Origin of the sequence: Coprococcus eutactus (genome assembly GCF_025149915.1) — a bacterium.
GTDB classification, from domain to species: domain Bacteria; phylum Bacillota; class Clostridia; order Lachnospirales; family Lachnospiraceae; genus Coprococcus; species Coprococcus eutactus.
In genome coordinates this window covers 2,258,213-2,272,500 of sequence record NZ_CP102278.1, presented here as the reverse complement: position 1 = coordinate 2,272,500, position 14,288 = coordinate 2,258,213, and the positions used below count along the sequence as shown (strand labels likewise).

Genomic DNA, 14,288 nt, shown 5'->3' with positions numbered 1-14,288 from the left:
GAAAGTCGTAGTCGATGGATAACAGGTTGAAATTCCTGTACTGCTTATGAACAGAACTGTGGGGACGCAGAAGGAGAGCACGAGCCGGAAATGGAAAAGCCGGTACAAGCGTATAGCAGTCACATAGGAAAATCCGTGTGAGAAATGTAAAGCGCGATGTGGATCGAACATTAGTAGAGAAGCGTGTGAGCCAGCTGCCAAGAAAAGCCGCTATTGTTTCATGAGTACCCGTACCGTAAACCGACACAGGTGGATGAGGAGAGAATCCTAAGGCCGGCGGGAGAAGTGTTGTTAAGGAACTCGGCAAAATGACTCCGTAACTTCGGGAGAAGGAGTGCCATAGAAATATGGCCGCAGAGAAATGGCCCAAGCAACTGTTTAGCAAAAACACAGGTCTATGCAAAACCGAAAGGTGAGGTATATGGGCTGACGCCTGCCCGGTGCTGGAAGGTTAAGAGGAGAGGTTAGAGCAATCGAAGCTTTGAATTTAAGCCCCAGTAAACGGCGGCCGTAACTATAACGGTCCTAAGGTAGCGAAATTCCTTGTCGGGTAAGTTCCGACCCGCACGAAAGGCGTAATGATTTGGGCACTGTCTCAACAACACACCCGGTGAAATTGAAATACCAGTGAAGATGCTGGTTACCTGCGCCAGGACGGAAAGACCCCATGGAGCTTTACTCCAGTTTGATACTGGGATTCGGTACTGTCTGTACAGGATAGGTGGGAGGCTAGGAAATGGTGACGCCAGTTGCCATGGAGCCAACCTTGGGATACCACCCTTACAGTACTGGGTTTCTAACCTGCAGCCGTGACCCGGCTGGGGGACAATGTCTGACGGGGAGTTTGACTGGGGCGGTCGCCTCCGAAAGAGTATCGGAGGCGCTCAAAGGTTCCCTCAGAACGGTTGGAAACCGTTCGAAGAGTGCAAAGGCAGAAGGGAGCTTGACTGCGACACCGACGGGTGGAGCAGATACGAAAGTAGGACTTAGTGATCCGGTGGTATAAAGTGGGATTGCCATCGCTCAACGGATAAAAGCTACCCTGGGGATAACAGGCTTATCACTCCCAAGAGTTCACATCGACGGAGTGGTTTGGCACCTCGATGTCGGCTCATCGCATCCTGGAGCTGTAGCAGGTTCCAAGGGTTGGGCTGTTCGCCCATTAAAGCGGTACGCGAGCTGGGTTCAGAACGTCGTGAGACAGTTCGGTCCCTATCCGGCGTGGGCGTAGGATATTTGAGAGGAGCTGTCCTTAGTACGAGAGGACCGGGATGGACAAACCTCTGGTGTATCTGTTGTTTTACCAAAGGCATGGCAGAGTAGCCAAGTTTGGCAGGGATAAACGCTGAAGGCATCTAAGCGTGAAGCCCCCCTCAAGATAAGATATCCCATCTTCGGAGTAAGACCCCTTGAAGACTACAAGGTTGATAGGCTTTGAGTGTAAGTGCGGTAACGCACTGAGCTGAGAAGTACTAATAGGTCGAGGACTTATCCTTAGAGGTTTCTAAGAGATAAGCTTTGGAGATACGCAAAAAAGCGGAAGAAAAAAGTTTACTTGGAAATGGACAAAAAGATAGACAGAAGATAGAAGTCTTAACAACTTTCTGTGTGAAATTCTGAAGGTACAATACCTTTAATGGCCTGGTAGCTCAGCTGGTTAGAGCGCCGCCCTGTCACGGCGGAGGTCGTGGGTTCGAACCCCATCCAGGTCGCTTGTATTCTACGGAATACACATTACAATGGGATCTTAGCTCAGCTGGGAGAGCATCTGCCTTACAAGCAGAGGGTCATAGGTTCGAGCCCTATAGGTCCCACTAATATAATAAATATTATTATATGAGGACGTTTAGCTCAGTTGGTTAGAGCAATCGGCTCATAACCGATCGGTCCTGGGTTCGAGTCCCCGAACGTCCACTTACAATTTTATATGGCCTGGTAGCTCAGCTGGTTAGAGCGCCGCCCTGTCACGGCGGAGGTCGTGGGTTCGAACCCCATCCAGGTCGCTTGTATTCTACGGAATACATATTATAATGGGATCTTAGCTCAGCTGGGAGAGCATCTGCCTTACAAGCAGAGGGTCATAGGTTCGAGCCCTATAGGTCCCATTTTCTAAGCCTTTTAATAAAAGGTGCAGAATGCCGGCGTGGCGGAACTGGCAGACGCACAGGACTTAAAATCCTGCGGGACTAACCTCCCGTACCGGTTCGATTCCGGTCGCCGGCATTAAATTAAAAGCCTGAAACCTAAGAAAAATCAAGGGTTTCAGGCTTTTTTATTTACCTTAAAATATGCCGTAGGGGCAAAATAGGGACAAAAAGTCAAAAAATAGAGATTTATAATTTCATTAAAAAAGACAAGAATATGAGAATGCGAAGCAACTTAATTATGGCAAGGCAAAAGTAATTCTTTGTAATATAATAAAGTGAAATCTATTAAAAAAATAAAAAAAGAACAACAGTGATTATAAGTATTGACCATTTGGCGTAGCGGTGCTAGTATGTGAGCCATCAGGAACCAAAAGTTTTATCTGTTTTCCTTAAAACCAAAACAGATAGCTATTGGGTTCCTTTTTTGTTTATACCGCGGAAAATAAAAATATAATATTGAGATACAATATGAGACAAAGGAGTCTTTCCAAGAGTTGATGTGTGACTGGATTTTTAGTGACATATCAATGTGGGAAGGCTCCTTTTTCACAGTTTGGGCAGATGGCAAATCCATATTTATATATGACATACAGGAGGCAGATACAATGAAAAGATATAATCTGATAATCAAAAATGCACAGATACACACAATGGATGATAAACGAAAGATATTTGCGAAGGGTGTTGTAGGAATAGAGGGAGAGAAGATAACACTCATGAAGGAGATGAGCGAACTCACAGCGGAGGAACTTCAGGAGTGTGAAAGCGCCAATACGGTGATAGATGCCGAGGGCAAGGTGGTATTTCCGGGATTTATAGATACACATATACATATATTCCAGTCGTTCCTGAAAGGTCTTGGAGCTGATCACAGATTGATAGAGTGGTTGAATCTTTCAGCACTCCCATATGGACAGTATATGACACCACATCAGCATGAGCTGGCAGCACAGCTTGCATGTATGGAGGCAATAAAGAGTGGATGTACGACCATGAGTGAGTTTTTCTATACAAATCAGGATACGGAACTTGCTCATTCCTGTATAGACGGAATGGTTTCAACAGGTATCCGTAGTGTATTTATCAGAACATTTCAGGATACCGGTGAGGAATACGGAATGCCGAAGTGCTTTCTTGAGCCGGCAGGTAAGGCAATGAAAGAAGTCGATGCACTGAAGAAAGCTTATAAAGAAAATGATATGCTTTCGATCTGGACTGGTCCGGATGTTACATGGTCGACCACGAAGGAAGGTTATCAGGAGATGCTTGAGTATTGTCTTAGCGAGAATGTTAGGTATTCAATGCACATCAAGGAGACGGAGGTCGACAATGAGATGTGTGGCAGATATTACGGTAAGGATATAGTTGATATGCTTGAGGAGATATGTTTCCTGACAGACAAATTCCTGGCAGTCCATTGTGTAAATCTCACACCTCACGACATAGAGAGATTTGCAAAGTATGGAGTGTCGATAAGCCACAATCCTGCACCTAACCTTTATCTGGGTTCAGGAATACCACCTATTCCTGAGAGCCTTGCGGCTGGGGTAAATGTTTCTATAGGAACAGATGGTGCGGCATCCAACAACAGTACGGATATGCTTGAGAGCATGAAACTGGCAGCCCTCATACAGAAAGGAATCCACAGAGATGCGGCAGTCATAAGTGCTGATGACATAATACACATGGCAACTGCAGGCGGGGCAAAGGCTATTGGCATGGCGGATAAGCTGGGAACATTGGAGACAGGCAAGATCGCAGATATCATAATTTTTGATCCAAATCATCTGAAGTCAGCACCTATGCATGACGCGAAGGCCACGGTCGTATATGCGTCATCTGAGGAGAACATTGACACAACGATAGTAAATGGAAAGATTGTATATCAGGGCGGAAAGTTCAATTGTGGAATCAATGAGAGGAGCTTGATCGACGAGATAAACAGCGAGTTAGTGGTTTTGAAAAAACAGCTTGAAGACAGATAAAAAAGAATAGCTAAACAAAGAATATCGAAACAAAGATGAGGACTGTCAAAGAAGTAAATAGACAAGGAGGCGCATTTGCATGGAAGATAAGAAAATAGTGACAGAAACAGATATGATGAGGGCAGAGAGCGTGTCAGGCGGAACTAGTTCGCCTTGCGATGAGAATATTTCTGGAAAGTCTGCAAATGGCAGCCAGCTGATAGTTGGTGTGAACGAGAAGATAAGCTGTGGCAAGGCTGCATTTCTGGGAATGCAGCATGTATTGTCAATGGATCTTTACATTATGCCGTTGATACTCGGTGCGGCGATAGGACTTGTCGGAGGGGAGTTGTCATTTTTCCTTCAGATGAGTTTCTTTGCCTGTGGTATTGCGACTATACTCCAGGCGGGATTTTTCATGAAGTATCCGATTATACAGGGACCTTCATATGTACCACTTGGAGCGCTATGTACGATAGGTGCGACCATGGGAGTTAGTGCCATGATAGGAAGTCTGATACCTGGCGCGATCATGATAATATTGCTGGGAATATTTAAAGGATTTTCGAAGTTTGTCAAGAAGGCAATACCACCCTTTATCGGTGGCATCATCATACTTATAGTTGGAATATCCCTGACACCTACAGCTGCCAAGGGGATCGCAAGCTCAGATGGAAACTTAAGTGCAAATGTTGCATCAGGTCTCACTGCTGCTGGTGTGCTTATCGTGTGTATGATACTTCAGTACAAGCTTAAGCACAACAGAATACTTCACATGGTATCAGTAATACTCGCGCTGGTCGCAGGAACTGTCGTTGCAGCGGCACTGGGAGCAGCCGATTTCAGTTCAGTACACGATGCAGCATGGTTCAAGCTGCCAGAGTTCTTCCACTTTGGACTCCCAAAATTTGAGATCAAATCATGTATACTTATGATGTTCATTTACCTTATCGTACTCCTTGATACAACCGGAACTTGGGTAACGATCAGTGCCATCACAGGTGAGGATCTCAGCGATAAGAGAATAGATCGTGCCACAATAGGTGAGGGCGTTGGCTGTCTCGTTGGTTCACTGTTTGGCGGAACCCCGATGACCGGATACTCGTCAAATGCCGGCGTGCTTGCGATCACAAAGGTTGGAAGTCGTATGGCAATCATTGCAGGTGGTATGATACTCATGGTGCTCGGTGTATGTCCAAAGCTTATGACGGTTATATCATGCATCCCGACACCTGTAGTAAACGGTGTATTTGCAGTTGTATGTATCCTGCTCATATCAAATGGAATAAAAATCATACAGAGTGAGCCTCTTGATGAGAGATCGTCACTTATCGTGGGAATCTCAGTGGTAGCAGCAGTGGCAACTATAGTCATTCCTTCAGACGTCATGAATGCGATGCCTCAGTTCCTGAACTATTTCATGTCATCAGGCACTGCAGTTGGTGCGACTATAGCGGTTGTACTCCAGCTCTGTCTTCCCAGAAAGAAAAAGACTATGAAGGTTGCTCTTGAGGGATAGTTCATATGCTATATATTTAAAAACAATAAAATATACATTGTAAGGCACATAGAGTATGCAGTGATGCACATATTCTATGTGCCTTTTGCATTATAGGAATGGTGTTTAGATATAACAGGTTAAACCACAGATTCATTGATTGGGCAGACCGGATTTGATATATTGATTTCACAAGATAGATATATGGTCGATAAATGATTACATAAGCTATTATGTAAATTGTGGCTGTAAATACAAAGAGGCTATGGTGGTGGTTCCTTCTTTAACAGGTGGACGATATAAAAATTACCGCCACCGGTTTCCTCATTAATAAGGAGAAAAGTTATGAATGAGATATTGCTCAGGCGTAAAAACAAAGTGATACTTGGCACTGGTACTGCAAGGGTGGCAAATGATCGCTACATAACAGCCATTATGAAGAACATCGAAGAACTTGGATATACATTTTCCAGGGAGGTATTTGACGTTCTCAGAACATACAGTGTCAACGAACTGTCAGATTTTTACTTTGAACTCAAAGCTACGCTTATGAAGCTGAAAGGTGCAAATGTTGTATATATGCCTATGTATGCCGATTTCCCTAAGGGCGTTATGGATGCACATTTTTCTGAGTTGTATATAAATGCGATGGTTCATTACTGGTCGTATGGTATCTTGTATCCCAAGAAGTACAGAAAGCGTGTAAATGTCAGACTGCCACTTTTTGACGAGACGAAGGTCAAGGTTTTGCAGCTTGGAAGCGAGGATGATGTGAGACAGATATTTGACAATATCTGCATGTCGAGAACATCTATATCAAAAACTGACAGGGAGGATATAGCATATTTATTCGAGACTGAGAATATGAAGTTGCCTGATGATATACCACACAAGGAGAATGCTGCATACATCGCTGCGTTCTATCTGCAGAAGAAGCCCCTGGCAAATGTCAGTGAGCTCAGGAAGTATGTAAAGACCGCAACTGATGTGCTGAGACTTGTGACTGCCATGAGTGATGGCGATGTGAGCCTTGCGGAGAATATTAGATACAGAAGCTTTTCACGCAGACAGAGAAGGATGATCATGGAGCTTCTGTCTGGCTGCCCGAATATAGAGGAGGATATGCTCAGATATAAGGAGAGATGGATCAGAATTGGGGAGAGGATCCATCCTTCTGAGTTTGATTGCAGCAGATACACTCTGGAGTATGACAGGGCGATAAATGCATTTGACAAGCTGAGAAATAACAGGAAGATAGAGACATTTGCAGGAAAGGTTGAGTTTGACCTTGCCTATGGTGAGTATGAAAGTGCGCTTGCCGAGCTGGTGAAGAGACCGGGTGAACTGGCAAGGAGACTGGATCAGCTGCTCAGAGAGACATATAAAGAGCCTGTTATAAGAAGCTTTGCGTCTGTGGCGGAGAAGGTGTCAACACCAGTACTGCTTCAGGTGAGGGAGCATTTTCTGCACAGATCTGAGCATACAGATGTGAGAGTGTTCTTCCCTAAGGGGAGCCTTGCAAAGTGCCACAGCGAGCGAAACGATCTGCCAGGTATAGATGAGAGATACTGTCAGGAAGTTGTTCGGATCTGCGAAAATGCCCTTGTGAAGATCTATGGACAGAGGGAGCCTATGGGAAGGGTGTATCTGTCTGACGATTACAGGAATTATGTGGTTCCATTCAGCCAGAGAAGTGCCAGCAAGTCGCTTAAGACTATAGTCAGAGGCTCGCGACTCCCTATGGCTTCGCAGACAAATGCTGTGAGGGCATTTATATGGTGGACGAATATGGACAAATGTGATTTTGGGTCGTATGACGATGGAAGAGTCGACATAGACCTGTCGGCGGCTATATTTGACGAGAACTGGAACTACATGGAGCATGTGTCATATACAAATCTGAAATCTGAGAAGTATAAAGCATGTCATTCGGGGGACATTGTAAATGGCGGTCCTGTGGATGGTGATGGTGTCAGTGAGTTTCTTGATGTGGACGTAGATTCCGTTGTGAGATATGGTGCAAGATATGTGGTGTACCAGGTGTACAGTTATACAGGACAGACTTATGCGGACATGCCTCACGCAATGTTTGGATGGATGGAGAGAGCTGATGTGAATTCGGGCGAGATATACGAGCCGAAGACAGTTGAACAGAAGATGGATCTCACAGCGAACAGCACAGCGTGTATTCCAGTTATATTTGACTGTGTGAAACGGGAATTCATTTGGTGCGACATGAATTTGTCCCTCACTGGGGTCCATACGCACATCGGGGGAAACAACGTGGAGAGTAATATCTCAGGAATCACTGCGGTATGTTATTCCATGGTGAACATGCAAAAACCAAACCTTTATGATCTTATAACCCTCAATGTAAGAGCCAGGGGTGAATTTACATCTGACAGGGAAGAGGCAGACCTTGTGTTTGACGTTGAGCAGTGGACGGAGACATACACGAATGAGACAGAATCGGGTAAACAGAAGACAGTTAAACGTCGAGCAGATGAGCAAGAGATAGAACGCGATGATAAATCTCAGGATAGAAAAGTGATAACACCATATGATACGGAACTATTTATGAGAGAGTACCTGTGATCATTTTCGTAGACAATTAGATTACATTTGGATAACCGCCATATATAGATTATACACCTATATCTGGCGGTTATTTTGATAATAAGATTGTAATAAGAATGGGGCTTTGTTACGATTAATATATGAAATGACAGAATAAAGGGCAGCTTAGGGAATTAACATTATTGATTTTATACAGTATCACAGAAGGGAGTGATTCTTTATGAAGAAACATGTTAACTATTTTATGATCGTAGCCTTTGTACTTATAGCTGGATTTGCGTTGATGGGGGAAAATGTATTAAGTGCAAATGCTGCTGAACAGACAAAGGAGGATATCAAGGTATGTGAGAATGGTCACACACCGGCGAATGAATGGGTAATCAAGAGATATGCCAGATTCAATTCAGATGGCAAAAGAGTCAAGTTATGCAAGGTATGCGGTATTGCAGTGAAGTGTGAAAAAATCCCCTGTATAGCATCAGTCAGAGTTATCCACAAGAAGCTTATATGTAACGGCAAAGCATTTAAACCACAGATTCAGGTTACGGACAGTAATGGAAAGAAAATTTCAGCATCTAATTATACGGTGAGGTATTCTGACAATGTATGGCCGGGAAGGGCTGTTGCCCAAGTCACATTTAAAGGCAATTACAGGGGAACGATTGAGCGTGCTTTTAAGATATATCTTGGCAAGGTAACCCTGACAAAGGTGGAGAATACTGCTTGGGGAACAAGAATAGTTTGGTCAGCACCCGGAAACAGATCATATGCATACCAAATATATAGAAGCATAAATGGCGGAAAGTGTGAATTGCTGTTTACATCGATGGAGGGAGGACAAAGTTTCCTAGATCAACATGCTAAAACTCCTGGGGTTAAGTACACATATAAGGTAGATGTAATATGTTATCCATATGGGGATGATGCATATGGTTCGGCGAGTATGACGCCACCAAAGTCAGTCGTGTATAAAGAGAAAAAGCTCTCCACTCCATCTGTAACAAATACCTCAAAGGGCGTAAAGGTATCATGGAAAAGGGTTCAATATGCCACGTACTACGAGGTGAGGGGATCAGGTTATAAGGATGGCGTGCTGAGAAACAACCTATTGATAGCTAGAGTTAAGGCAGGGGATTCTCTTTCAATCATAGATAAAAATCTTCTGACAAGGACGATAAAGAGAGATAAGAAGGGCAATATAGTCGAAAAAGCACCTGTAAATTATTATGTGACGGCGGTAGTGTCAACACTGACAGGGAAATTCAGAAGCTCAAGCCCAAGAACAAAGGGTAAATGGGTTGCAACCCGAAAAAACAATATACCGGCGCTGAGAACAAGGTGACGTTGTTGAAGGAAGATGAATTACAGATAGCGCAATACCGTGTAGATATGATAGTTTGAATTAAAAATGGCTAGAGTCTATTTCAATCGTATCTGCAACTCAATAATATATTCATTCTCATCGTTGGTTTCGTAGTCATCAATATGGCACATTTCAATAGGGTCACCAGCTAATTGCAGCTGGTGGCTCTTTGCGTATTCATAGAGTTTGGGCAGCAGTTCTCTGGTCTTGGTTAGTGCGCCGCGGTATGTCAGAGAGATATACCTGCCCGCCGGGAGGGTGTAATTGCATTCCGTTTTCTCAACATATGGAGCATAGAAGAATACGTTTTTGGTGCGGTAGTATTTTGACTTGGGATTGCTGCCGGGAATATCCAGTGTGTAGCAGTCGCAGGCTCCGATTGTGTCTATCTTGGTGTGGTGGCATTGCATGTATTTGACGACATAGTAAGATACGTAATCGTCCGGGAGATTATCATCCGTCACCATGACGCAGCCACGGTCAGGGAATTCTTTGATCAGAACTTTCTCAAATGTATCCTGTGATGTCATACTTCCGAGAGACGTGATGGTGTCAAGGCGGTTCTGGATGCTGTCCCTTGTGGCTTTGAGCTTGGCAATTTCAGAGTCGACCACATCAAGCTCCGTTTGCAGCAGTTCTGTGGTACTTTCGACATTTCTGTCCTCGTCATATTCACGTATCTGGTCAGTAGAGAAACTGAGTCCTAGAAGTTCACGGATAAGTGCAAGACGGCGCACATCGTCTATGGTGTACATTCTGTAATTGTTCTCATCATTTCTCACAGGGTGCAGTATACCAACTTTTTCGTAATATCTGATGGAATCTACGCCGATATCAAAAAGCTTAGACAGCTCCCCAATCTTGAAAGTATCCTTTTTCTTCATAATATAATCTCCAATTCCTGATCTCATATAACTGTATCGTAACACACCACCTAATCAAATTCTATTTTCTTTGAAAATACTTAATAAAATTAAGCTAATATATAGAGAAATCTTCACATATTCCGAAATCATCAAAAGCAAATCAAGTATATTGACTCTAGCATGGTACAAGGGTTTACCATTTCACCAAGTTAATCAACCACACAAGATAAAGTATGACGAGTTATTGGATGAAGCTGATATCAGGAGCCGAATTAATAATGTTAATGCCCGGACCAGGCTTCACAGATTAAATTAAGGCTCCGTCACTTCATCACAAAAAGGAGGAATGGCTATGGATAGGATATTAACTCACCCGATACTGGGGGATACCCCAGAGGGCAGGCTGGTGAATTTTACATATGATGGGCAGACACTTCAGGGAATAGAGGGCGAGCCGATTGCGGCGGCGCTCAGAGTGGCGGGTGTCATGACACACAGATATACCAAGAAGAGACATGAGCCGCGAGGTGTATTCTGTGCCATAGGAAGATGTACGGACTGTGTCATGGTCGTAAATGGCAAACCAAATATAAGAACGTGCATCACTCCTTTGGAAGAGGGAATGGACGTGAGAACGCAGTATGGTGCATCGGCAGAGAAGGATTTTTAGGAGGTGACCGCTATGATAGAGAGGTATGATCTGATAGTGATAGGCGCAGGCCCGGCAGGACTTTCCGCTGCAATAGAGGCTGCGAAGAACGGAATGAGACCGATAGTATTTGATGAAAATGCAAAGCCGGGCGGTCAGCTCTTCAAGCAGATACACAAGTTCTTTGGTTCAAAGGAACACAAGGCGAAGATAAGAGGATTCAACATAGGTTACGAACTTCTTGAGGAGGCGAATAAACTGGGCGTGGATGTGAGGCTCAATGCCACAGTTGTTGGACTCTATGATGAGAAGGAGGTAACAGTCAGGATCGGTGATGAGATAAAGCATTTCAAAGGAGACAGTGTGCTTGTGGCGACAGGAGCCAGCGAGAACATGGTAACCTTCAAGGGCTGGACACTTCCGGGAGTCATCGGCGCAGGTGCCGCCCAGACTATGATGAATCTTCATCACATAAAGCCGGGCAACAGGATACTGATGCTCGGATCAGGAAATGTCGGACTTGTCGTCAGCTATCAGCTCATGCAGGCTGGCTGTGAGGTAGTGGCACTGGTTGATGCGGCACCGAGGATCGGAGGATACGGAGTACATGCTGCAAAGATATCGAGATGCGGAGTTCCGTTTTACCTGTCACATACAATAGTTGAGGCGAGTGGAACCGACAGGGTGACAGGAGTGACGATCGCACAGGTAGACAGCCATTTCAATTTCATAGAGGGAACCGAAAAGACATTTGACGTTGATACGATATGCGTTGCAGTTGGACTTTCGCCTATGTCACAGCTTTTAAAGCAGGCGGACGTAAAGATGAAGGATACTCCGGGCGGATATGTTCCTGAGTGTGACGAGTGGGGCAGAACATCCGTGCCGGGAATATTTGCAGCCGGCGATGTGTCCGGAATCGAGGAGGCAAGTTCAGCCATGATCGAGGGCAGGATAGCGGGCTCTGTCATATCTCAGGATCTCGGATTTATAGAAAAGGCAGAGATGGAAAAGCGTGCATCAGAGCTTGAGGATGCGCTTGGCAGCCTCCGTGAGGGAATGTTTGCACCGAAGAACAGAGGCAAGCTGATCGAGAAGACAGAGGAAGGCATAGACATATCGATGAATCTGCTGGAGCATGGCTTTGTGGCAGATGATGAGATAGAGAGATATCCGGGAGTGACTCACAGGAAGGGAATACACCCGGTTATAGAGTGTACCCAGAACATCCCGTGCAACCCGTGCCAGAATGCGTGCCCGAAGGGGTGCATAAGCATAGGGGCAAATATAACCTCTCTTCCGACAGTGACGGAAAATCCATGTATAGGATGTGGCATGTGCGTTGCAAGCTGTTCAGGACAGGCCATATTCCTGGTGGACGAGGACACCGGGGATGGCTATGGAACGGTGACATTACCATATGAATTCCTGCCTATTCCAGAGAAAGGAACTAAGGGTGTGGCACTTGGACGTGATGGACATGAGGTGTGCGAGGCGGAGGTCGTAAGTGTCAGAAGTGCAAAAGCATTTGACCATACCAATCTGCTGACCATGAAGGTGCCGAAGGACATGGTTATGAAGGCGAGATTTTTTAAGACGGCAATTTAAGATAGAAATTCAGATGGGAATCAGCCATGAATAATACATTTTAGACGGGCTGAGATTCATACAAGGAGGTGCAGTTATGATAGATATCAGAGAAAAACTTGACGCCATAGGACCTTATGTTCCGGCACCGGATGACGACATGCTGGTGTGCAGATGTGAGGAGGTCACAAAGGGCGAGATAAGGCAGGCAGTCCATGCGGGAATGCTGACTATAGAAGAGATAAGAAGATTCCTCCGGTGCGGAATGGGATTGTGTCAGGGACAGACCTGTGGCAAGCTGGTGAAGGGCATTGTGGCAAGGGAACTGCGCGTGTCACCTCTTGACATAGAGCCAGCCACGTCAAGGGCACCTATGAGACCTACGGAGATGCGCATACTTGCGAGAGATGGAGGTGAGGCTCATGAGTAAACATACAGCAGAGGTTATAATCATCGGCGGCGGTGTAAATGGATGCGCTGCAGCTTACTATCTGGCAAAGGCCGGGATGAAGGATGTCATAGTGCTTGAGGGCAGTCCGAGCATAGGACACGGAGGCTCTTCACGAAACGGAGGTGGAGTCAGACAGTCGGGAAGAGATGTAAGGGAGTTGCCATACGCTATGTATGCTGTGCAGAATATGTGGCCGATACTTTCCGAGGAGCTTGGAGTTGACGTGGAGTATTACCAGAAGGGCAACCTTAGACTTGGCAAGACAGACGCCCACATGGAAAAGCTCAGGAACCTTGCGGCAAATGCAAACTCCCTCGGACTTGACATGAAGATCATAGATGGCAAAGAGGTGAAAGAGATATGCCCATACCTCTCTGACGAGATAATAGGCGCCAGCTGGTGTCCTACGGATGGACATGCAAATCCTATGCTGACGACTCTGGCGTACTACAAGAGGGCAACGGAGCTTGGGGTAAATTTCTTTACTGACGCAAAGGTTGTTGCCCTTGAGAAAGTAAAAGGAAAACTCAGAAAGGTCATACTGGAATCAGGTGAGGTGTTTGAGGCGGACAAGGTTATCCTGACTGCCGGATATGAGAGCAGATTCATCGCAAGGACAGTTGGAATAGATGTGCCGATGACAAAGTATTTTGAGGAGGCGCTGGTTACGGAGGTGCAGCCGCACATGTTCGACATCATGCTTGGTGTTGCATCCGCTGACTTTTACGGACATCAGTCACAGCACGGATCATTTGTATTTGGTTCGGATTCGGGACTTGAGGAGACAACGGACATGGGACTGGATGAGCTCAGGACTTCACCACTCACCGTATCTGCCGGATGCAGGGCGATCATGGGCTACATTCCGATGCTGGCTGATGCCAAGATCGTAAGAACCTGGGGCGGATGGCTTGATCTCTGCTACGATGGTGTTCCAGTCATAAGCAAGGTTGACGAGGTTCCGGGACTTATACTGGCATGTGGATTTACAGGGCATGGATTTGGAACGGCACCGGCTGTGGGACTGATGCTCTCACAGATGGCACTCGGCGAGGAGACGGTTGTGGATATATCTTCTCTACGGTATGACAGATTTAAAGCTGTGAGATAGCATAACGTTGTTGATTATAATAATATTTGGCCATTCTCTCAGGTGCGCCAGGTTCAAGGCTGTTAGGTAGACAAT

Annotated in this window: 9 protein-coding genes, 6 tRNA genes and 1 rRNA gene (1 of these 16 cut by a window edge); 15 read left to right on the top strand and 1 reads right to left on the bottom strand. The window is 45.4% G+C overall.

The features are described from left to right. From NQ536_RS09965 to NQ536_RS09915, 11 genes are all read left to right on the top strand, one after another. Positions 1–1,496 (top strand): 23S ribosomal RNA (locus tag NQ536_RS09965) (it extends 1,384 nt beyond the left edge of the window). Positions 1,497–1,638: 142 nt separating this feature from the next. After that, positions 1,639–1,712, top strand: a tRNA-Asp gene (locus NQ536_RS09960). A gap of 29 nt (positions 1,713–1,741) precedes the next feature. Continuing rightward, positions 1,742–1,814 (top strand) — tRNA-Val (locus NQ536_RS09955). A 26-nt stretch (positions 1,815–1,840) separates the two neighbouring features. Next, a tRNA-Ile gene (locus tag NQ536_RS09950) sits at positions 1,841–1,914 on the top strand. 15 nt (positions 1,915–1,929) lie between these two features. Further along, a tRNA-Asp gene (locus NQ536_RS09945) sits at positions 1,930–2,003 on the top strand. 29 nt (positions 2,004–2,032) lie between these two features. Beyond that, a tRNA-Val gene (locus NQ536_RS09940) sits at positions 2,033–2,105 on the top strand. Between the two features lie 32 nt (positions 2,106–2,137). Further along, positions 2,138–2,223 (top strand) — tRNA-Leu (locus NQ536_RS09935). A gap of 529 nt (positions 2,224–2,752) precedes the next feature. Then, positions 2,753–4,132 carry an amidohydrolase family protein gene (locus NQ536_RS09930; protein ID WP_044997796.1) on the top strand — a complete coding sequence of 460 codons (1,380 nt, stop codon included), beginning with the start codon at positions 2,753–2,755 and terminating at the stop codon, positions 4,130–4,132. A gap of 79 nt (positions 4,133–4,211) precedes the next feature. Further along, complete coding sequence (locus NQ536_RS09925) at positions 4,212–5,630, top strand: uracil-xanthine permease family protein (RefSeq protein WP_004849476.1); 1,419 nt, start codon at positions 4,212–4,214, stop codon at positions 5,628–5,630. Between the two features lie 324 nt (positions 5,631–5,954). Then, on the top strand, positions 5,955–8,204 hold the full coding sequence (locus NQ536_RS09920; RefSeq protein WP_004849474.1) for a TerD family protein: 2,250 nt from the start codon (positions 5,955–5,957) through the stop codon (positions 8,202–8,204). Positions 8,205–8,406: 202 nt separating this feature from the next. Then, entirely contained in the window at positions 8,407–9,528 is a 1,122-nt protein-coding gene (locus NQ536_RS09915) for a hypothetical protein (RefSeq protein ID WP_004849471.1), read from the top strand. 77 nt (positions 9,529–9,605) lie between these two features. Here NQ536_RS09915 and NQ536_RS09910 read toward each other — a convergent pair whose 3' ends face one another. After that, positions 9,606–10,433 carry a MerR family transcriptional regulator gene (locus NQ536_RS09910; RefSeq protein WP_044997771.1) on the bottom strand — a complete coding sequence of 276 codons (828 nt, stop codon included), beginning with the start codon at positions 10,431–10,433 and terminating at the stop codon, positions 9,606–9,608. A 334-nt stretch (positions 10,434–10,767) separates the two neighbouring features. Between NQ536_RS09910 and NQ536_RS09905 the strand changes: the two genes are divergently transcribed. The 4 genes from NQ536_RS09905 (at position 10,768) to NQ536_RS09890 (ending at position 14,213) form a co-directional block, all read left to right on the top strand. Then, entirely contained in the window at positions 10,768–11,085 is a 318-nt protein-coding gene (locus NQ536_RS09905) for a (2Fe-2S)-binding protein (protein ID WP_044997770.1), read from the top strand. Positions 11,086–11,097: 12 nt separating this feature from the next. Beyond that, the gene (locus NQ536_RS09900; RefSeq protein ID WP_004849466.1) at positions 11,098–12,672 is read left to right on the top strand and encodes an FAD-dependent oxidoreductase; all 1,575 of its coding nucleotides are present in this window, start codon (positions 11,098–11,100) and stop codon (positions 12,670–12,672) included. A 76-nt stretch (positions 12,673–12,748) separates the two neighbouring features. Continuing rightward, positions 12,749–13,081, top strand: a complete 333-nt coding sequence (locus tag NQ536_RS09895; protein WP_004849463.1) for a (2Fe-2S)-binding protein — start codon at positions 12,749–12,751, stop codon at positions 13,079–13,081. Further along, positions 13,074–14,213, top strand: coding sequence for an NAD(P)/FAD-dependent oxidoreductase (locus NQ536_RS09890; RefSeq protein ID WP_004849462.1), 1,140 nt, complete (start codon positions 13,074–13,076; stop codon positions 14,211–14,213). Before NQ536_RS09895 ends, NQ536_RS09890 begins: the two co-directional genes overlap by 8 nt. Positions 14,214–14,288 lie beyond the last annotated feature (75 nt).